We start from the raw sequence: 18,801 nt of genomic DNA, 5'->3' as shown, positions 1-18,801 counted from the left end.
GCAGGCGGCCCCCGACGACGTTCACGGAAGGCTCGCACTCATGAGCGACCCCACGGCCACCCTCCTGCTCCCCCAGATCGACAGCTGGCTCGACCCGTTCGCCGCCCTCGAGGAGCCGCTGCTCCTGCACCTTCGGCCGCTGCCCGACGCTGACCCCGACGAGCAGTGGCAGCTCCCCCAGGGGCTGGACGGCGAGGCTGTCTACGAGGCCTGGTCGCGGATCGTGGACGCCCTGCCGGCCACGCTGCGCGAGCGGGTCTGGGCCAAGACGTACGACCCGCTGCCCGACGAGCTCACCCTCCTCGCCCCCGACGGCCGCTACGAGCACGCCCCGCTCTACGCAGCCACGGTCGCCCAGGCCGATGTCGACCGGCTTGCCGAGCTTCTCGGCCACCTGCGGCGTGCCGCGTACGGCGCCGGCGACACCGGCGACCTGGACCAGATCCTGCAGCTCACCGCCAGCTACCGTTCCGAGCACCAGCGGCAGGTGGGTGTCGAGGACGTCGTCCAGTCCGTCGCCGCGGCCATCGCCGTGCTGCAGCAGCAGCCCGACGCCGACACCGAGCTCCTCCTGGCCGTCGTCGAGCCGGCCGAGCCCGGTACCCGGATCGTCCTCACCGACCAGCAGGAAGCCGCCTACCAGCGCGTTATTGACCGCTTCACCGCCGCCACCGCCACGTCCAGGCTCGACGCCGAGCTCAACCGCTTCACCGCCTGAAGGGCCGACCCCGGATGAACCTCACCGAACTCGAGACGCGGTTCCCGGACCGCACCGCCTCCTGGCGCGAGGCCGGGATCGAGCTCTCCGCCGACGCCGACGGCATGGTCTGGGTGCGCCGTCAGGGCGAACCGATCGGCATCGTCCGCGGCAGCGACCGCTTCCCCGGCCGGTTCGGGTACTGCGAGCTGATCACCGAGTCCTGGCCGGTGGCGTTCCCGGCCGGCTTCCTGCCGCCGGACCCGGTCAAGGCGCTGGACGGGGAGCGCGCCCGCTGGCTGTCACCGCCCGCGCCGGCACCCGACCGGATCGAGGCAGACGGACGGTGAGCGTCCCGACTACGGTGGCTGGCAGGAGGTACACCGCCATGAGCGCCCAGCCCGTACACAACGCGCCCCACCCCAGGGTGCCGCGCACCATCGACGGCATCGCCGCCGCCCTCTCGCCGGCGCGCCGCATGGCCTTCTACCGGGAGGTCGGCCAGGCCGAGGCCGGCCAGGACCTCCAGCACGTGGTGGCCACCTGGTGGGGCCAGGCGATGCTCGACACCGATCCGGATGGCGAGCGCATCATCGCCGCCGCGGACGCGGGAACGCTGGCGACGGTCTCCTGGGAGCAGGTCTACCGGCGCCGGCGCGAGCGGGGTGGCGAGATGCCCGGTGAGTGACGAAGACGAGCTATGGCCGGTCATCCCGTCCGAGACGGTCGCGGACGCCCTCGCCGATCCGGCCCTCCCCGCGGTGCTCTTCTCCAGGATCGTCGCCCTGACGGTCGACATCTCGGAGGATCCGTGGCTGGAGAACAGTCGGCCGGCCGCGCAGGGAGGGCCCTGGCGGACCCTCCCGATTCCGGGAGGCGGCGGCATCGTCGAGTACCGCGTCGACGTTGAACGCCATCAGGTCGTCCTGACCAGGATTTTCCCGTTCTAACCGAATATCTGAAGGGTCCCCCGGCGTGCGCTTTGCCGGGGGACCCTTCATGCGTTCGTCCGGCCGCCGATCGAACCCGGCCGGCAACCGAGGCACGGAGCCCGCCCGGTCTACGAGCGGGCAGGTCCCGGCCCCAGCGGCCGCCGCCCAGGCGGCTGCTCCACGAGAACGGTCTGCTCCGAACCCTCGGGTTCGACCGTCGGCGGCTCGCCGAACAGCGGCCCGCCGCTCCACGCGTCCCGGGGCACGGACCGGGCCCCCGCCGGACCGGACCGCGGGCCACGCCACAGGGCCCGCCTCTTTTGATGATCAGTCATTCACCCATAGTGCCGGACAGCCCTTCGTGGTGTTGGTCCTAACCGGACCAACACCACGAAGGGCTGGGGAACCGCTGACACCCCGGGCTTCAGACGGCGGTGGTCGGAGCCCCGGTCGGTGCTGCCGGGGCCGGCACGACGGCCCGTGATCCGTCCGAGGCCCTGGCCACGTGGTACTTGGCATCCTCCAGGTCCTTGTCCGCGGCGTCCCGGGCAGCCAGAGCCTTGTCATGCCAGGCGTCGGCGCGTGCGCCGAACAGCGCGGCTGGGTCGTCCGCGACGGTGGTGGGGGTGTGGCCGGGGTGGTCCAGGTGGTACGCGCACACCCGGAGAATGCTGACCCCCAGGCACTCACCAGAGCAGTCAGGGATCATGCACAGCGGAACGACCCGGCCGGAGGCGTCGACCTCGTAGCGGTTGTTCGTGATCTGCAGCACGGCTCGAGTCTCGTCGCCGGACTCCGCCGAGACGAGGATCCGGTCCGGGGTGCGGGCGTTGTGCCGCTGCTCACGCATCCTCGACCGGTGCGTGGCCCACAGTTGGACGACCATCTCCAGGCTGAGGGGGACCGAGGACCTTCCCCCGTCGTCCTTGTTGGGGAGGGACGCTGTCCCGCTCGTGACGGCTTCGTCGAGGAGTTCACGCAGTGTCAGTGACATGGGTCGTCAGCGTAGCCACGCGGCGGAGTGCGCACCGGCTGTTTCCCCGACACAGTCCGGCGCGTGCTGGGGGCGAAACGCCGTGGCCGGGCACCTGCCCCCGTTAGCCCCGTTAGGTCCAATACCGTCAGGGGTGTACGTAACGCAGTCCACGACGAGGAGCCCCGCCCGTGCCACCTGACCTGAGCGTCCTGACAGCCCTGCCCGCACCGCGCCGGGAGCCGTTGAAGGTCGTCAGCGCCTGGGACCTGACCGTCCCCTACCAGGAGTTCCGGGCGCAGCACCTGGTACCGCCGACCCTGGAGACGGTGCTGCCCGACAGGCTCACCGCGCACCGGACGTACGTCGTCGTCAACCAGAAGGGCGGCGCCGGGAAGACGACGACCGCGATGGAGCTCGCCGCGGTGTGGACGGCGATGGGCTACACGGTCCGCGTCATCGACTTGGACCACCAGGCCTCGCTCTCCAGCTGGCTCGAGCCGATCTACCCCGAGGACGTCGCCCCCAAGGACCGGCGGGAGCTCACCGACGTCTTCTACGGCCGGTGCCCCCTGGACGAGGCGACCTACTACACCCGGTACCAGAACCTCTACGTGGTCCCGTCCACGGAGGAGCTGGCCCTGGTCGACCTCGACCCCCGGGTCGGCAAGGACACCGCGCTGCGCAAGGCCATCGCCGCCAGCCAGGCCCCCATCGACATCACGATCATCGACGCGCCGCCGGCGCTCGGGAAGCTCTCCGTCAACGGGCTCACGGCGGCGGACGAGGCGCTGGTTCCGCTCAAGGTCGGTGCCCTCGACGAACGGGGCCTGGCCAAGTTGCACAGGACGATCCGGGCCGTGCAGGACGAGACGAACCCGCACCTCGCCGTCCGGGCGACCTTCCTGACGGCCTGGAAGCGCAGCGAGTACGCCCGCGAGGTGGCGGAGCGGGTGCGCTCCGACTACCCCGAGGCGGCGGTGTTCACGATCCGCGAGTCCGTCAAGGCCGCCGAGGCACCCAAGCACTGCGAGCCGGTGCGGCTCTTCGAGCCGACCGGGACCACCGCCGCCGACTACGACCAGGCCGGCCGCGTGCTGCTGCAGCCCAAGGAGGTCACCGCATGAGCGGGATGCCGTTCGGGAACAACGGCGGAGGCGTACTGGGGAAGCTGATCGGCAGCCCTGGCCTCCCCGAGCAGAGCGGGAAGAAGGAGAAGATCCCCGCCTACATCCCCTCCGAGGACCTGGACCGGCTCCGCAACACCGTGGTCGCCCTGCAGCGCAACCCCGAGGTCGCCGAGCCGCCGGTGTCACTGAGCGCCTTCGTCGCGGCCGCCGTGATGCTCGCCGTCGAGGAGGCGGAGGAGACCTATAACGGGGGCCGACCGTTCCCGGCCCGGCCGAACCAGAAGCTCAAGACCGGGCCGCCGGTCGGCTGACCCCCAGGCCGCATGCTGTTGCCCCTGTTGGGTCCAACAGGCTTGTTGGACCCAACAGGGGCGCCCCCGTGCCAGCCCAGACTGCTCTCGGCCGGCGGGGAGTGCACCTCGCCGTCCAGGTCCTTCTGTTCGCCCGTCATGGCCGGTCCCTCTGCTGCCCGCTCCGGCCGGGTTCGGTGTCGTGTCTGAAACCGCGGTTCGTCCGAGGACACAAGGCCTGCGGAGCAGATGGAAAAGTGGTGAGCGGAGTAGTCATGCGCTCACCACTTCACCTGAGGTTGCCTAGAATCCGACTATGGACAACAAGATCGAAGCTGCGGCCCGCACCGCGATCGGACAGCGTGGGCGCCTGATAGTCCCCGCAGCACTCCAGCGGGGCGCAGGTATGAGCGAGGGCACCAGAGTGGTCCTGCGCGTCACCACCGACGGCACGATCACCATCGAGACCGTCTGGGCCCTGGCCCTGCGACTGCGCGCCACCACCGGCCGACTGCTCCCCCCACAGGGCCCGGTGACCGTACGGTGGGGCGGGCGGCCGGGACTGCCGGCCACCGCCCGGCCGACCGACCCCCTGCTGCCCGCGGCGGCCGCCAAGAGGACGCTGGACCGCGCCCTTGCCTACGCCGAGTCCGGCGGCACGGACACCCTGGTGGTGGTCACTGCCTCCGCCGTCCTCGGCTGGCTCGCCGAGGCCGAGGGCGCCGGCCCCGGCAGCCTCGCCGACAGCCTGCTGCCCTACGCGGTACTGCCCGAGCAGGCCGTAGCCCAGCTGGTCACCGCCCTGGTGAAGGCCGGCGCCCGCGACCAGGTCGACCTGGTGCTCGCCGACCTGCAGCTGCTCGGCCTCAAGCTGACTACCCCCAGTGAGGGCCACGCCGACCTCGCCCACGACACCGCCACCGCGCTCGACCTGGTCACCGACGCCGCCCGCGACGGCGCCGAGCTCGACTTCACCGACGCGTTGTGCGCCGCCGTCGCGCTCCGGCTCGGCCTGCTCCTGCTCGCCGCTGACGAGCCTCCGCAGCCCGCCGACCAGAACGAACCCGCGAACTGACGGAACGAGGGGTGGCCTTCGCAGACGTTGGATCCAGTGGAGGGACTGGCGGTAACCTCGACGCCTCGACGCCCAGCTGCCCGGCCGCGAAGCGGACCACCACGGCCGGCTCCGCCGCCAGGTCCTCGGTCGGGACCACTCCGGGCACCCGCGCCGAGCCCCACAGCACCGCGAAACCGAGCCGCTTCGAGCGCGCCGCCCCCAGCCCCAGGCCGTCCAGGCGGAAGAAGGGGTCCGGCCAGAAGCTCAAGACCGGGTCTCCGGTCGGCTGACCCCCAGCCGCATGCTGTCGCCCCTGATGGGTCCAACAGGTCCAACAGGACCGTTGGACCCATCAGGGGCGCCTGTGTTCTGGCCGCAGGCCATGTCCCACCTGGCGCCGGTGCGCGGACAGGCCTGGTTCGCCGGCGGCGTTCGGAGGGGGCGATCCTGTGCCTGACTATCGGGATAGACGCTGGTGGAGGTCCTCTGGCCGGCGGAGCCGGAAGCGGACCCGGTGCTCGTTCCGCTGGACGGTCTTGATCGCCCTGGCCAGCATCGCGCGGATCGTCGCGGTGCCAAGCCCGCAGGCGATGTCGCTGTCGCTGATCTCCTTGAGGCTCATGCCTCGGAGGTGGGTGGCGATGAGGATTTCGCGGGGGAGTTCGGGCAGCGTGCCGAGGACAGCGGCCACGTCGTCGCTGATCATGTCGGCGGAGATGAGCTCGAGAGGGTCGCCGTACTCGCCCTGGGACCTGATGTTGAGCCAGCCGTCGTTGGGGCCGTGCTCGGACATGAGGGTGACGGGTGCTCCCCCGAGACGGGTCTCCCAGACTGGGCGGTGGAGGCGGTGTTGGTGGTTCCCGTCCGCGCGCAGGGCGGTGACGGTGTCCATCACCACCGACATGCGGCTGTCGACGCGGTTGCGGGTCCAGTCGTTCTCCAGCAGCGCCGCGGTGGAGCCGTCGAGCCGGGCCTCGGTGGGGGCGAGCCTGAGCCAGCGGTCGATGAACCAGCGGACGGTGTCGGTGTCGCCGTCGAGGGCGGCGCCGCGGGCCAGGAGCGCGGCGGCGAGCATGATGCGGGCGACGTCCCCGACGACGCTGTCGGACGCGCGGGCCAGGTCGCACCAGCGGCACAGCAGGCGGCGGAGTGCCGGCACGACGTCGGCGTCGTCGTTCCAGTCCACCTGCAGGGCGCGCGGGAGCGTCGGGCGTACGGCGACCCGCAGGCCCGCGGTGGTCCCGGTGGAGGGGACAGCCGGCAGCACGGCGGGGGTCAGGGTGTTGGCCAGGATGGCGCTGGTGGGGTTGGACATGACGGCCCAGACCTGGTGGCGGTCGGGGCCGGTGAGCCTGAGCCTGCGGTAGGTCTTCGTGGCCTTGCGGGCTACGGAGGCGTTCGCTTCCAGGGCGCCGTCGGTGGGGGAGGCGACGCCGTACTGGAGCAGGGAGCCGACGCCGGTGGCCTCCTCGCTCAGGGCGAGGAGGTCCCAGACCGGTTCGAGGAGCGGCCCGAAGGTGCGGGCCAGGCGGTTGGCGCCGCTGACGGCGGGGTGGTGCTTCAGTTCCTGCAGGCGCTGGCGCACGACCAGCAGCTCCGCCAGCAGTTCGACCTCTTCGGTCGTGCCCCGGCTTCCAGTACGGGTACTGCCCATGCTCCGCTCCTCGGCTGTTCCGGGCTCCCCTCGAGCCCCCCTATACCTAAGCGTGTGGAGCGGGTGCCCGCGGGGCGGTCCCGCGGAAGCGTCGGCGACCTGCGGGGGAGCCCGGCCCCGATCGGGCGGCTTGGGATAACAGCACGCGGGCGTGCCCCGTCTCTCACGCGGGGGTGTCGTCGGGGCGGGGGCTGTCCGGTGGCGCGGTGCTGTCCTGCCCGGGGGTGGTTCCGGTGCCGGAGACCTGGGAGGCGAGCAGGGCGAGGGAGGAGACGCTGGTGACGGCTCCGGCGACGGGCATGCCGAGCAGGACGAGCAGGGTGGTGGCCGCGCAGATGACGGCGAGTGCGCAGGCCCAGCGCAGGACGGGGCCGGGCCGGTGGGGCAGGGTCCTGTTCGCGCCGCGCGGTACGGGTGGCAGGGGCACGAGGTGGCCTTTCGTGGGTGGCGGCGTGGTTAGAGGTAGTCCTGCAGGAACTGGCGGCTTTCGGGGTGGCGGAGCTTTATGAGGGCTTGGTTCCAGAGCTTGCGTGCGAGGGGGTAGGGCATCCCGAGTTGCTCGGCGGCATCGGCCAGCGAGAGGTTCCGTGTGAAGAGCACGGTGACGATGTCGGCCTCGCGCCTCGAACTCGAAAGGGCGGCGATGACGGCGTTGAGCTGTTCGGCGACCGGGACGCTGGCGGCGAGTTCGGCCGGGTCGTCGGCCGCGGTGGAGGCGCGGTCGTAGGTCTGGGGCAGCAGGGCGACGGTGTGGCCGGCGACCTGGGTCTCCCAGACGGGGCGGTGCAGGCGGTGCTGGTGGTCGGCGTCGGTGCGCAGGCCGGTGACGGTGTCGAGGAGCTGGCTCAGGCGGGCGTCGACGCGGTTGCGGGTCCAGTCGTTCTCGAGGAGGGCGGCGGTGGTGCCGTCGACGCGGGTGTCGAGGGGGTTGAGGCCGAGCCAGCGGTCGATGAACCAGCGGACGGTGTCGGTGTCGCCGTCGAGGGCGGCGCCGCGGGCCAGGAGGGCGGCGGCGAGCATGATGCGGGCGTGGTCGCCGCCGGTTCCGCCGGAGCGGTGGGCGAGGTCGCACCAGCGGCGCAGGACGGCGCGCAGGGCGGGGACGAGTTGGGTGTCGGGGGCGTGGTCGAGGTGGAGGGCGGCGGGCAGGGCGGGGCGCACCGCCGCGGTGAGGGTGGTGGTGGGGGAGTGGTCGGTCTCGGCGGTGGGCGCGGGGACCGGGACGGCGGCGAGGATGGTGTCGGCGGGGTTGGCGAGGGCGGCCCAGATCTGGTGGCGGTCGGGGCCGACGAGCTTGAGCTTCTTGTAGGCGCGCAGGGCCTTGGCGGCGACGGCGGTGTTGGCGCGGCGGGCGGCCGGGGCGGTGGTGCCGGTGCCGTACTGGCGCAGGTGGCCGACGCCGTCGTCGGGGGTGGCGAGCAGGGACCAGACGGGTTCGAGGACGGGGCCGAAGTTGCGGGCCAGGCGGTGGGCGCCGGTGACCAGGGGGCTGGTCTCCAGGCGGGCGAGCTGTTCGCGGACGGCCAGCAGCTCGGCGAGGGCCTCCGGGGCAGGCGGGGCGGTGCCTGTCGGGTCGGGGGCGGGGGCCTGGCGCATCGTGCTCCTCGAAGTCCGGCCCCGTGGTTCGGGGCCCTCTACTTAGTAAGGGCGGATCCCGCCCGGGCGTGCCGGCTTCCCGCGGAACGCCCGCTGACCTGCGGTCCCGTGGGCCCTCCAGAATCTGACTTGGGATAACAGCCGGGAGCCCCAGCCACCCGCCAGCCCGCGCGGCGCGCGCCGGCCACCTTCCGAACGTCGCGGCGGAAGGCGACCGGAGGCGGCGGGTGGTCGGCTGTTATCCCAAGTCATGGAGATCCGTAGGATGCGCGGCATGGACCCCGACCCCCGCGTGGTGCTCGACGACTGGCTCGCCCGCACCCCCCTCACCGACCGCACCCGCGAGGACTACCACGCCGAGGTCCGCGACTGGCTCGCCCTCATCGGCGACCGGGTCTGGCACGCCGAGCCCGCCGACGTCGCCGCCTGGAGCGCCGGCCAGCACGCCAAACCCCGCACCCGCGCCCGCCGCGTCTCCTCCCTGCGCGGGTTCTACAACCACGCCCAGACCTTCAACGCCTTCATCGACAACCCCGCCCTGCGCCGCCTGCGCCCCACCGTCACCACCCTCCCGCCCGGACGCCCCGCCCTCGACCCGCCCCAGGCCGCGCTCTTCCTCAGCGCCCTCGACCGCTACGACGGCCCCCTGCCCCAACGCACCCGCGCCCTCGGCTACCTCCTGCTCGGCATGGACCTGCGCGCCCACCAGGCCGTCGCCCTCGACCTCGACGACTGGACCCGCGAACAACACCGCACCACCGCCAAGATCACCCTCAAAGGCGGCGGCACCGACACCCGAGAAGTCCCACCCCCCGTCGCCCTCGCCATCGACGACTACCTCCCCCACCGCACAACCGCAGCCCCCCACTCCACCCCCGCCCGCGGCCCCCTCCTCACCACCTACCGCGGCCGACGCCTCGACAGCCACACCAGCCCCACCACCCTCATGCGCGCCGTCGCCGCCACCCACCCCCTCCTCGCCGACCACACCCCCCACATCACCAGCGACGCCCTCGCCGCCACCCCCAGCCCCTTCCAGGGCGGGGCCGGCTGAACCGCACACCACCCCGCTGGACACCGTCTGCTGCGTCGAAGAACACGCCGTTGGCCTCCACGGACGCGGGAACGACGTGCAGCCACAAGCAGGGCACGGGCCGCTGGCGGCTGACCCCCACTGCCGCGGGGCGATACAGTCAAGACATCAACACCAGAGCGACACCATCTTGGTGTGCTCGAGTGCGGACACACGAAGGGCCCGACCCCTCCGGAACGAAGAGACGGGCCCCGCGTGCACCTCACCAGCAGGTGATCATGGGGCCCGGACGGTGACACGTCCGGGCCTCATACGATTGCAGCATCAACGGACGTGGTCCGCGATCACCACAAGGCCGTGCACGATGTCGACCACCAGGCCGAACTGCACGAGCCACACCCACCAGCGGGACCCTCCGCCACCCATCGGGGACATAGGGACCCACCACCTCTCCGGTTGGAACAGCACCCGAAGGTGCGTCACCACCGCGCTCTGCGGCGGCTGCTGGGGGGTTCGAGAGGCAGCACACCCGACTGTATCCGTAACGACGAGACGCGCGGGCGGCACCACATTCGGCGAGCGAGAACCGCACACGAACCAGGACCGAGCACGCCGGGGCGCACCCCTAGCCCGCGCACGTCGTGCGCGGGCTACGGGCCCCCGGAAGGGTCGTGGTCGGCCGGTGAACGATGGGGTCGGGCCAAGGCCGTTCCGTCCGTTCCCCTCCGGAACGGCGCCGCTGTTCGGGCCAGGCCGGGCTCAGGGCACCGGCACGGCGAGCTGGCCGGGCAGCACGCCCGCCTGCCCGTCGGCGTCGACCAGGGCGCTGTCGTCGGTGGCGAGGCGGTCGGCGAGCCGGGCTGCCAGGCCGTGGCCGGGGTGGCGCTCCAGTCGGTGGCGGCGGCGGTTGTAGCGCTGGGTGGTGCGCGGGTCCTTGTGGTCGGCGGCGTCCTGGACGTCCTCCAGCTTGTCGCCGGCCTCCAGGGCGTCGGTGATGCCGTCGCCCCTGAGCACGTGGGGGTGGATCGAGTCCTGCTGGGGCAGGCCGGCCCGGCGGGCCAGGCGCCGCAGCAGCTTCCAGACCTCCGGCTCGCGCAGCCGCGCGCCGGTGCGGGTGGTGAAGAGCGGCCCGTCGGTGCGGCCGTCGAGGTAGTCCTGCAGGGCGTGCCAGACGATCGGCGGGACCGCCTTGCGCTTGACCTTGCCGCCCTTGACCCGGATCCGCAGCACGTGGTGGCCGCGGTCGTAGCCGAGGTCGGTGACGTCGGCGGACAGCAGCGAGTCGACGCGCAGGAACAGCACGTACAGGCACAGCACGAGGGCGTAGGCGCGCTTGGAACGGGCCCGGGCGGCCTCGACCAGGCGCAGGTTCTCCTCCTGGGTCAGGCCCTCGGTGGCGCAGTGGTCCGGGTCGATCGGCGGCCGCAGGACGTCGGCGAACGGGTCGCCGGTGGCCAGCGCCTTCGTCTTCACCGCGTGCCGGTAGAAGCCGCCGTTGGCGGAGAGCACGTTGGCGCGGGCGGCGTCCGAGTACGGCGCCCCGGTCGGGGCCGTCTCGCCGTACGCCCCGCCGCGCACCCGGACCAGGGTGGGGGCGGTCTCCAGGTGCCGGGCGAAGGCGTCGGCGAGTTCGGCGGCGGCCTCCAGCGGGTGGTGGCCGCGCTCGGCGCAGTACCGGTTCCAGGTGCGGAAGTGCCGGGCGTAGGTCCGGCGGGTGTTCGCGCTGCGGTGGTGGGCGATCCAGGCGCCGGCGAGGTCGGGCAGCGCGTCGTCCTCGCCCCAGAGGGCGGCGAGGTCCTCGCGCAGCCGGCGGGCCTCGGCGGGCCAGTCGTCGCGGGGGTCGCGCGGGGCGGCGGGCACCGGGGTGCCCGCCGCCCGCAGGGCAAGGGCACTCACCGGAACGACCGGCGGGCCGGCGAGGAGATGCGTGGGGGCGGCTCCACGTGCGAGGTCTGCGACCGGCGCCAGCCGTAGGTGTTGTCCTCGGCCGAGCATTCGAAGCTGAGGAGAACGGGGATCCTCCTCGTCACCTCCGGGTTCACCGCGACGTCCACGAGGAAGGTCCCCCCGGTGCTGATCGGGCCGGTCTGTACGTGCGCGGGGTCAATCCCGCGTCCGGTAAAGATGCCGAGCACGTTGGCCCCGGCCGCCGAGACCGTGATCGCGGACAGGGCCGGTCCGGCGGTCTGGGTGATCTCGAAGCGTTTGACGCGCAGCTCCGGCGGCGCGGCCATCGACGGGCCCCAGTACCTGACCCCGAACTCGGGGCCGCGGGCCTCGCGGCGTTCGGCGTCGTCGGCGTCGAGCTGGCGGCGCAGCAGCTCCACCTGTTCCTCGGCCGCCCGCACCCGGTCCCTCGCGGCCGCCGCCTGGTCCTCAGCGGCGATGGCCTGGCGCCGAGCGACCTCGGCGGCAGCCTCGGCGGCGGCCTCGGCGGCACGGGCCTCGTTGGCCTGGCCGCGGGCGATGCTCGCCTGCCAGCCGGCGAAGCCGGCGGCCAGCGCGCCGCCGCCCGCCGACACGGCCGCGATGATCTGGTCGGTGTTCACGGTGGTCCTCCCCAGCGGGCCGCGGCGCCCCTCGCCGGACCGGCCGTCAGCCTAGCGACGGGGAGAGAAGGATAACCGTCATTATCCTTCCCTTTCTCCGCCTCGATTCTGGGAGTGGGTCGGGCGGGTCTGGCACCCCCAGACACCATCGGGTGAGCAGATTGAAAGATGCTCACCAAACCAGGAGCGGCGGGCTATGGTGCCGGTCATGACTCAGAGGCAGACCGTTGTCACCACCGCCAAAATCGGGCAGCGCGGGCGACTCATCCTTCCCGCCCAGATCCAGCGCGCCGCACTCATCGGCTCGGGGGACACCGTCGCCGTCCGGACCTCCGAGGACGGCACGATCACCATCGAGCCTCTATGGGCAGTCCGGAACCGGCTGCGGGCCACCTTCACTGTGCTGCTCGACGGGCACCTCCCGGCCGGCCCCGCCCGGATGCTCGTCGGCGGCACCACCCTGACCAAGACGGCCGGGCCACTGCCGGTCCCGATGCGTCCGTTGTCGCCGGCCTCACCGGAGGACCGGGCCGTGGTACCGGGCGACTGCCAGGCGGTGTTCACCGCCCGCGCCGTGCTCGCCGGGATCACCGGCGAGCACACCTCCCGGATGGACCTCTGGCTGTCGCGTGCCGTGCTGCCCGAGTCCGCCGTCACCGAGCTCTTCACGATCCTGGCCCGGGCCGGCACCCACGAGCGCGCCGACGCCCTGCTCGCCGACCTCGCCGTCCTCGGCGTCCAGATTCCCGGTCCCGCGAAGCACCGCGCCCACCTCGCCGAGGACACCGCGCTGGCCTTGGAGCTCACCGCCGAGGCCGCCCGCGAGGGCGTCGAGGTGCCGATGCCGGACGCGCTGTGCACCGCCGCCGCCCACCGCCTCGGCGTGCCGCTGTTCGCCGCCGACCTGCTGCCCACCCAGCAGGCCTGACCCTCGCCCTCGGCCGAGTTCCGGCCCGAGCGCGGTTGCCAACCGTCCGGGCTGGGCCGTCGGGCCTCAGCGGACCGGCACGCTCACCCCGTAGCCGATCACGGACGGGTGGCCGTCCTGCTCCAGGTAGGTCTGTTGGACCTGACAGGTCCAACAGACCTACCACATACCGGTAGGCCGCGGTCTCGGTCAGAGCGCCACCGCCGCCTCCAGTGCACCCGGGGCGGCTAGCAGAAGGGCAACTGCTCGGAAGGGGAAGGCGCGGACGGAAGCCGGACCGGATCGAGGGCGGCGACGGCGCGGGCGAGGCCGAATAGGGCGGGTCCGGCCTCGGCGCGTTCGCCGGGGGCGGGCCGCAGCAGCGCCGAGTAGGTGTAGGCGACGGCGTCCACCCAGGTCCGGGTGTGGTGGTGCCGGAAGGGGTCGGCGAAGCCGATGGCCCGGTGCAGGGCTCCTGCGGTGAGTTCGCCGCCGGCCGCCTCGGCCGCGCGGACGACGGACCCGGCGGTCACGTGGTCGGCGCCTCTGGTGGGCACCCAGCTTCCGGCGGCGAGCGCGGCCGAGGCTCGGGCCACGACGTCGGCGCCACGGCCCGAGAAGGCGGGCGCCTCCCCGGCTGCGGCCGCCGTGATCACGTCCCGCATGCACGCGACGCCGCCCTCGTCGTCCTCCCACGGGGACCGGCTGCCGCATGTGCCGCACAGCAGCTCCAGCGCATCGTTCCAGCGCCCGTGCGCGAGCGCCCGCCGGCACTTGCAGCGGGGGCAGCAGTACGCCTCCTCGCTGCGCAGGACGGAGAGCTCGTTGGTGTCGTCGTAGACGTACGTGACGCTGGGGACGCGCAACCCATCGACGCACACCCGCCAAAGTTCATCGCGGCGTCCGGTGGGCGGCCCCTCGGCCCGGATGGTCGTCATGGCGGACTCCTCGGTCAACTCGCCTCTGCCCACCACAATACGAGGGTGCTGCTCGCTCGACTGCTCGTCCCGCACGGCTACTTGGACGGCGAGGTCACCACCGATGCCGGGGCCCCTGCCGCGGGAAGAGCAAGGCCCGTTAGGCCCAATGGGCCTAACGGGCCTTACATCGTCTACGGGCTGCTCAGCCTCGGAGCCACGCGCTCCCGGGGGCCGTGCTTGAGCCGCGCCAGGCCGGGAGGCTGTAGCGATTGACCAGGGTCCACGCGGTGCGGGTGGCGTCCTCCACCCAGGCGTAGCCGGCAGCCGGGATGCCGTGGGCACCGGTCAGGCTCTTGGTGATCTGTTCCTCGGTGATGTAGCCGTTGCCGCGGCCGAGGTACTTCAGGACGTAGATCGCCAGGTAGTCCACGTCCTTCGGGTAGGCCCGGTCGGTGAGCACGGCGCGGAGCCGGGCCGCGAACTTCTTGCCGATGGCCAGAGGTCCCTCGCCCCAGAAGCTCGTCTCCTCCGGGCCCGGGAGCATGTCGATCAGGTCGACCAGGTGGGCGAGGTCGGCATCGTTGGCCAGGGTGATGGTGTTGCGCACGGGCAGTCCCCTCCATGTGGCGGCCGCCCTTCGGCCGGCCGTGGTCCAGTTCCTTCCCCAGCTGGAGCGGGTCAGCCCGCGCCCCGGGCACGGCGGATGCGTCACGCCCGCCATCGCGTCACCAGCCCTGGGGAGGAGGACGGCTGGAGCGAGCGCAACCCCTGATCGGCGCAGGTCTGTGACCGGCGCTGCCAGCCGTCCGACGGCGCGTTACGAAACCCGCTGCGCGCACCCCGCACACAACACAAGGCCCCGGGCAGGTCGCTGACCTGGCGAAACGTCACGCTTGCACTCCGGCAGGCTTTTGCGCATAATAGGCATCGCTCGGGCATTCTTGTGCCCGGATGCACTTCAGAACCCCTCTGCCTTCGGGTAGAGGGGTTCTTTGTTTCTCGGCCCGGCGGGCCGCGGAACCGGCCCTCGCACCACTTCCGGTGCGGGGGCCTTCGTCGTTCCCGGAGGTGCTTGATGGACAACGCCGCTGTCGGCTACACCGTGTGGTTCAGCGTCGCCTGGATGGTCACGGTCCTGCTGCTGGTGCTGCTCGTAGGATTTCTGGCCTGGTGTGCGCTTCGGAAGGCGCGTCCCGAGGAGGTGAGCAGCGTGCTGGCGGAGGTACGGGCGATCGTCCACGCCCTGGCGCTCTTCCTGCCGCTGAGCAGGCTTTCCCGCTCGAATGGCGTTCGAGTCGGGACGGTGATCCGCCCCCGGCTGCCGCAGGAGCCGATCATGGACGAGGCGGACAGCCTCACGGGTGCGACCGTCCTTGCCGCCGAGCTGCCTGCTGCTGTCGAGCGGAGCCCCCGGTGAGGCGCCGCGGAAACGTCTACCGCGACCCCACGAGCGGGGGGTTGGACCTCAGCGAGATCGACGAGTCCCTGGGCACCTTGCCTTCCAACAGCACCGCCGCGCTGCTGCTGGCCATAGAAGGCGGTCTCACCGCAAAGGCGATCGCAGAGGTCCTGGGCCTTACTCCGGACCGGGTCCACTCCATCGTCAGCAAGGGTGCCTCGATGTTGCGGCACCCGAGCCGGTCCCAGACCCTCCGCGACGAAGACGACGAGCCTGTGACCTCCCGCGGGCTGCGACGCCGACTCGAGGAGCTGGAGACCTCGGCTCTGCGGCCGTGCGAGGGGTGCGGCCGTCGGGTGTTGGAGCCCATGACCTGGCGGGGAGGCCGGCCCGCGAAGTACTGCTCGGGTGCGTGCCGGCAGCAGGCGTACCGCGACCGGCGAAGGTCCGAAGTGGGACAGGGGCCGCCCTGACTGGCCGGGTCAGCAGCGGGGCGACCACCCGTCCCGGGAAGCGGTAGGCCCGTTGGACCTAACAGGTCCAACGGGCCTGCGCGTGTTCCGGGTCAGCGGTCGTTGTGGAAGGCGACGAAGCCGGCGGCGACCAGGCCCTCGCCGCGGGCGGTGCGGATCTCGGTGAGCCGGTCGGCGGCCGTGTACTGGTCCGGACGTCGGGCGGGCGGAACCCGGACGCCCAGCTTCGGACCGTACAGGCACAGCGCGAAGCCGTGGTGCAGGGCGGAGGAGATCCAGGCCGGGTCGGGCGACACAGCGATCCGCGAGTACACCCCGCCGTCGGGAGAGCGCAGCTCCAGGCGCTCGTCGCCGAGACGGTGCAGCTGCCAACCGGGGACCGTGCGCAGGTCGGCGATCCCGCGCGGCAGGCGCCGCAGGCCGGCCGCGATCGCGCCTTCGACCTGGACCTCACGCGGGACCTGGCCCGGCAGCTGGGACATCATCGACCGGGCCGGCTCGAAGAGCGCCACCGGGAACGGCTCCTCCTCATCGGAGGTCTCGACCATCCCGTCCGGCGCGACGCCGGTGGCGACCTTGCCGAAGCCGAGCGCCGGATCGTCCATGAACAGCAGCAGCCCGTGGTCGTCCACGGTGTTGCTCAGCTCGACGGCGTGCGCCATCATCTCGACCTCGTCCACCGGCCGGTCGTCGATCTGGAACCGCGACCGGCGCGGCTTCTTCTCCTTGAACCTGCCCACGTCGTTCTTCCCCTCCCTCGTGGTGACCGGCGCGCGGCCGGCCGTGGTCCAGTTCCTTTCCAGCCGCGAGGCGTGGAACCTCGCACACCAGTACAAGAGGCGTCCTCTCCGTCCTGTCCGCCGGCGGCGCCCGAGACCGCCCGCACGGTCTTGCGTCACGCCCGCCAGCGCGTCACAGAACCGCCCGCTCGGAGAGCTCCGGTTTATCTAGGTAGATACGGCAGGGCCCCGGGGCGGGGAGGGGCAGGCCGGTGATCGAGGCGAGCTGCTGCCCGGTGAGGGCCTGCCTCCGCACCAGAACCGGCAATGCGCCCATCAGCCGGCCCCACACCCGGTCCAGTGCCTCGTCCGCCATGTCGTGCAGCACCGCGAAGTCCGGCCCGCCGGTGCCGAACACCGGGCGGGGGCTGGTGCAGTCCAGCAGCCGGGCCCGGTCGCCGTGGGCGCTCAGTTCCACGACGGCGGCCCGGTCCGGCGTCCACAGGCCCGCTTCCCGCAGCCACCGGTCCTCGGCGCGCTCCCCGCCGGCCGTGCCGACGGCCAGCAGCCGCGCCTCGTCGGGCACGCCGGTGGACAGGGCCATGGCGTGCCCGCTGCGATGGTCGTCGTCGACGATCGACACCCTGCCGACCCGGAGCCCGGCGGCGGCCCACAGCAGCGCATGCCCGAGCTCGTGTGCCGCGGTCGCTGCGAGTCGCTGCTCCCGGGGTAGACCCATGAGTTCGTCGGCGGTGACGTCACCGGTCCGGAAGTGGTCCGGGACCGGGTTCCGGGTCGGGTAGGGCTCCCCGAACAGGGTGACGTCGTGGTGCCACGCGCTCATCGGAGACCCCCAGCAACCGCCGGACCGGTGCAGAGAAGACCGAGGCTGCACGCCCCCGTCCCCAAAGCCGGGGGCATAGAAGCCGCCCCCGGTGACCGGAGCACAATGAAGACGACGGCGGAGGTGGGCATGATGGTGTCCTCCTTTTCTCGGACGTGGGAGGGGAGCCCCGGGACGGCCGGCGAGTTGACGGCGTTGCCGGTGCTGGTTCGAGAACACCGATGCGGCGTCACGCCGACCCGCGCTGAGCGCGCACACGGGGGCGTGAGGCCGATCTCAGCGGCGGTACCTGCGAGTCCAAGTTCAGCGCCCTCGGGCCGGGCGGGCTGCCCACGGTTGGGCAACCCCGGCGTGGCGCTGGTCACCGCGGCTCAGCGGTCGACGACGTCGCGGTGCAGGTCGCGGTCGACGAGCTCGACGACCAGGCCGAGCGCGGCGAGCGCCTCGCACAGCTCGCGGGCCACGCTGCCGGCACGGTGACGACCTCCGGCACACCCCGAAGCCACCTTGACCTGGTGCCGCTCGGCGCTGGGGCCGCTGCGGAAGGCCTGCACGGCGGCGACGGTGGCGGTCACGAGCTGCTGGATACCGGGGGTGTTGCGCACCGCCTCGCGGACCTCCTCGTCGAGCGCGGTGAGGTAGCGCAGGGCGGGGCTGACGTGCGGGTCGCGGAAGTGGCGGCGCAGGTCCAGGGTCAGGTCCTGGTCGGCCGGCGGGGCGTCGTGCAGGTAGCCGAAGGAGGTGATCACCACGTCCGGCGTGGCGGTCTCGGTCTCGGTGGTCGCGGTGTCCGACATGGCTGCGGTCCCTTCCCCTTGTCCGGCCCGGGTGGCCCGACACACTCAGAATGCCAACTTTTACTTGGCCTGTCTAGTGTTGGCCAATATCTAATTGACTTCGCTGCCGTGGCGTCCGCCGGGCCTGTTGCCCCCGTCAGTCCCAACAGGCCCAACCCCGGCACGGGCCGCCCGGGGAACGGGGAAAGAGGAACCGGGGAACCCCCGGGAATCCCGGGCGCGGCACGTCCCCGGCCCCCACGGTGGCGGTATGACAACCCGCTAATTCGAGGCGCCCGACTACTACGAGCCCGCGCCCGGCGACCCGCCCAGCGTCTTCCTGGCCAGCGGGATCACCGGCTGCCCCGACTGGCAGGCCCCGGCCGCCCAGGAGCTCCTGGGCGTCGGCCTGACCGTGTTCAACCCGCGCCGCCGGGCGTTCCCGATCGGCGACCCCGGCGAGGCCCCGCGTCAGATCGCCTGGGAGCACCACCACCTGCACCTGGCCGACGTCACCCTGTTCTGGTTCCCGGCCGACCAGGTCCAGCCGATCGCGCTGTTCGAGCTCGGCGCCGCTCTCGGAGAGGGCCGGCACGTCGTACTCGGAGCCGCGCCCGGTTACCCGAGGCGCCTGGACGTCGAGCACCAGGTCGCCCTCGCCGGGAGCAGCAGGAGGGTGCACGCCTCGGTGGCGGACGTGCTGGACGAGGTGATCGCGCACGCGGCCCGGGCCGCCCTCGGGCCGGTCCCGCCGCCCGCGCTGAGCACTGACTGAAGCCCGGCGTCGTCCGGCGCGTGCGGCGGCCCGCCCGGGAGCGTCCTGTCCGCGCCGGATGATGCCGGGCCGGGCCT

23 protein-coding genes are annotated in these 18,801 nt (G+C 72.6%); 11 read left to right on the top strand and 12 right to left on the bottom strand.

Features of this window, described 5'->3' with window-relative positions; all coding sequences use genetic code 11:
• Positions 1–40 precede the first annotated feature (40 nt).
• From AB0O91_RS36900 to AB0O91_RS36885, 4 genes are read left to right on the top strand one after another with little or no spacing between them, the layout of a single operon-like run.
• Positions 41–718, top strand: coding sequence for a hypothetical protein (locus AB0O91_RS36900; RefSeq protein ID WP_363442680.1), 678 nt, complete (start codon positions 41–43; stop codon positions 716–718).
• A 14-nt stretch (positions 719–732) separates the two neighbouring features.
• The gene (locus tag AB0O91_RS36895; protein ID WP_363442677.1) at positions 733–1,047 is read left to right on the top strand and encodes a hypothetical protein; all 315 of its coding nucleotides are present in this window, start codon (positions 733–735) and stop codon (positions 1,045–1,047) included.
• A 38-nt stretch (positions 1,048–1,085) separates the two neighbouring features.
• Positions 1,086–1,385 carry a hypothetical protein gene (locus tag AB0O91_RS36890; RefSeq protein ID WP_363442674.1) on the top strand — a complete coding sequence of 100 codons (300 nt, stop codon included), beginning with the start codon at positions 1,086–1,088 and terminating at the stop codon, positions 1,383–1,385.
• On the top strand, positions 1,378–1,647 hold the full coding sequence (locus tag AB0O91_RS36885; protein WP_363442671.1) for a hypothetical protein: 270 nt from the start codon (positions 1,378–1,380) through the stop codon (positions 1,645–1,647). The genes AB0O91_RS36890 and AB0O91_RS36885 overlap by 8 nt, the downstream gene beginning before the upstream one ends.
• Before the next feature lie 406 nt (positions 1,648–2,053).
• Here the strand turns inward: AB0O91_RS36885 and AB0O91_RS36880 are convergent, their stop codons facing one another.
• Positions 2,054–2,623 carry a hypothetical protein gene (locus AB0O91_RS36880; protein WP_363442668.1) on the bottom strand — a complete coding sequence of 190 codons (570 nt, stop codon included), beginning with the start codon at positions 2,621–2,623 and terminating at the stop codon, positions 2,054–2,056.
• A gap of 170 nt (positions 2,624–2,793) precedes the next feature.
• Here AB0O91_RS36880 and AB0O91_RS36875 point away from each other — a divergent pair, with 170 nt between their 5' ends.
• The 3 genes from AB0O91_RS36875 to AB0O91_RS36865 all read left to right on the top strand — a co-directional run bounded on the left by AB0O91_RS36875 (position 2,794) and on the right by AB0O91_RS36865 (position 5,097).
• On the top strand, positions 2,794–3,729 hold the full coding sequence (locus AB0O91_RS36875; protein WP_363442665.1) for an AAA family ATPase: 936 nt from the start codon (positions 2,794–2,796) through the stop codon (positions 3,727–3,729).
• Entirely contained in the window at positions 3,726–4,043 is a 318-nt protein-coding gene (locus tag AB0O91_RS36870; RefSeq protein WP_363442662.1) for a hypothetical protein, read from the top strand. The genes AB0O91_RS36875 and AB0O91_RS36870 overlap by 4 nt, the downstream gene beginning before the upstream one ends.
• A 295-nt stretch (positions 4,044–4,338) precedes the next feature.
• Complete coding sequence (locus tag AB0O91_RS36865) at positions 4,339–5,097, top strand: hypothetical protein (protein WP_363442659.1); 759 nt, start codon at positions 4,339–4,341, stop codon at positions 5,095–5,097.
• Here the strand turns inward: AB0O91_RS36865 and AB0O91_RS36860 are convergent.
• The 4 genes from AB0O91_RS36860 to AB0O91_RS36845 all read right to left on the bottom strand — a co-directional run bounded on the left by AB0O91_RS36860 (position 4,994) and on the right by AB0O91_RS36845 (position 8,329).
• Entirely contained in the window at positions 4,994–5,347 is a 354-nt protein-coding gene (locus tag AB0O91_RS36860) for a DUF4158 domain-containing protein (protein ID WP_363442656.1), read from the bottom strand. The two genes, AB0O91_RS36865 and AB0O91_RS36860, sit on opposite strands and share 104 nt — an antisense overlap.
• Before the next feature lie 189 nt (positions 5,348–5,536).
• Positions 5,537–6,733, bottom strand: coding sequence for a hypothetical protein (locus tag AB0O91_RS36855; protein WP_363442653.1), 1,197 nt, complete (start codon positions 6,731–6,733; stop codon positions 5,537–5,539).
• Positions 6,734–6,896: 163 nt separating this feature from the next.
• Complete coding sequence (locus AB0O91_RS36850) at positions 6,897–7,160, bottom strand: hypothetical protein (protein ID WP_363442650.1); 264 nt, start codon at positions 7,158–7,160, stop codon at positions 6,897–6,899.
• 29 nt (positions 7,161–7,189) lie between these two features.
• Positions 7,190–8,329, bottom strand: coding sequence for a hypothetical protein (locus tag AB0O91_RS36845; RefSeq protein ID WP_363442647.1), 1,140 nt, complete (start codon positions 8,327–8,329; stop codon positions 7,190–7,192).
• A 274-nt stretch (positions 8,330–8,603) separates the two neighbouring features.
• Between AB0O91_RS36845 and AB0O91_RS36840 the strand changes: the two genes are divergently transcribed.
• Positions 8,604–9,383 (top strand): hypothetical protein, encoded by a 780-nt coding sequence (locus AB0O91_RS36840; protein WP_363442644.1) that lies wholly within the window; start codon positions 8,604–8,606, stop codon positions 9,381–9,383.
• 738 nt (positions 9,384–10,121) lie between these two features.
• Here AB0O91_RS36840 and AB0O91_RS36835 read toward each other — a convergent pair.
• Both AB0O91_RS36835 and AB0O91_RS36830 read right to left on the bottom strand, forming a co-directional pair.
• Entirely contained in the window at positions 10,122–11,258 is a 1,137-nt protein-coding gene (locus AB0O91_RS36835; protein WP_363442641.1) for a tyrosine-type recombinase/integrase, read from the bottom strand.
• Positions 11,255–11,911 (bottom strand): hypothetical protein, encoded by a 657-nt coding sequence (locus AB0O91_RS36830; RefSeq protein ID WP_363442638.1) that lies wholly within the window; start codon positions 11,909–11,911, stop codon positions 11,255–11,257. Before AB0O91_RS36830 ends, AB0O91_RS36835 begins: the two co-directional genes overlap by 4 nt.
• Before the next feature lie 208 nt (positions 11,912–12,119).
• Here AB0O91_RS36830 and AB0O91_RS36825 point away from each other — a divergent pair, with 208 nt between their 5' ends.
• On the top strand, positions 12,120–12,839 hold the full coding sequence (locus AB0O91_RS36825; RefSeq protein ID WP_363442635.1) for an AbrB/MazE/SpoVT family DNA-binding domain-containing protein: 720 nt from the start codon (positions 12,120–12,122) through the stop codon (positions 12,837–12,839).
• A gap of 227 nt (positions 12,840–13,066) precedes the next feature.
• Here AB0O91_RS36825 and AB0O91_RS36820 read toward each other — a convergent pair whose 3' ends face one another.
• Together AB0O91_RS36820 and AB0O91_RS36815 are read right to left on the bottom strand one after the other, a co-directional pair.
• Entirely contained in the window at positions 13,067–13,756 is a 690-nt protein-coding gene (locus AB0O91_RS36820) for a hypothetical protein (protein WP_363442632.1), read from the bottom strand.
• 184 nt (positions 13,757–13,940) lie between these two features.
• Complete coding sequence (locus tag AB0O91_RS36815) at positions 13,941–14,345, bottom strand: hypothetical protein (RefSeq protein ID WP_363442629.1); 405 nt, start codon at positions 14,343–14,345, stop codon at positions 13,941–13,943.
• Between the two features lie 468 nt (positions 14,346–14,813).
• Between AB0O91_RS36815 and AB0O91_RS36810 the strand changes: the two genes are divergently transcribed.
• Positions 14,814–15,155 (top strand): hypothetical protein, encoded by a 342-nt coding sequence (locus tag AB0O91_RS36810; RefSeq protein WP_363442626.1) that lies wholly within the window; start codon positions 14,814–14,816, stop codon positions 15,153–15,155.
• Positions 15,156–15,702: 547 nt separating this feature from the next.
• Here AB0O91_RS36810 and AB0O91_RS36805 read toward each other — a convergent pair.
• The 3 genes from AB0O91_RS36805 to AB0O91_RS36795 all read right to left on the bottom strand — a co-directional run bounded on the left by AB0O91_RS36805 (position 15,703) and on the right by AB0O91_RS36795 (position 17,970).
• Complete coding sequence (locus AB0O91_RS36805; RefSeq protein WP_363442623.1) at positions 15,703–16,350, bottom strand: hypothetical protein; 648 nt, start codon at positions 16,348–16,350, stop codon at positions 15,703–15,705.
• A gap of 172 nt (positions 16,351–16,522) precedes the next feature.
• Positions 16,523–17,173, bottom strand: a complete 651-nt coding sequence (locus tag AB0O91_RS36800) for a hypothetical protein (protein WP_363442620.1) — start codon at positions 17,171–17,173, stop codon at positions 16,523–16,525.
• 371 nt (positions 17,174–17,544) lie between these two features.
• Positions 17,545–17,970, bottom strand: a complete 426-nt coding sequence (locus AB0O91_RS36795) for an RNase adapter RapZ (protein ID WP_363442617.1) — start codon at positions 17,968–17,970, stop codon at positions 17,545–17,547.
• 319 nt (positions 17,971–18,289) lie between these two features.
• Between AB0O91_RS36795 and AB0O91_RS36790 the strand changes: the two genes are divergently transcribed.
• Positions 18,290–18,724 (top strand): nucleoside 2-deoxyribosyltransferase domain-containing protein, encoded by a 435-nt coding sequence (locus AB0O91_RS36790; RefSeq protein WP_363442686.1) that lies wholly within the window; start codon positions 18,290–18,292, stop codon positions 18,722–18,724.
• The last annotated feature ends 77 nt before the right edge of the window (positions 18,725–18,801 follow it).

This window comes from Kitasatospora sp. NPDC089797 (assembly GCF_040684795.1).
GTDB lineage: Bacteria > Actinomycetota > Actinomycetes > Streptomycetales > Streptomycetaceae > Kitasatospora.
The sequence above is the reverse complement of the archived record's forward strand: the minus strand, read 5'-3'. Positions and strand labels throughout refer to the sequence as shown.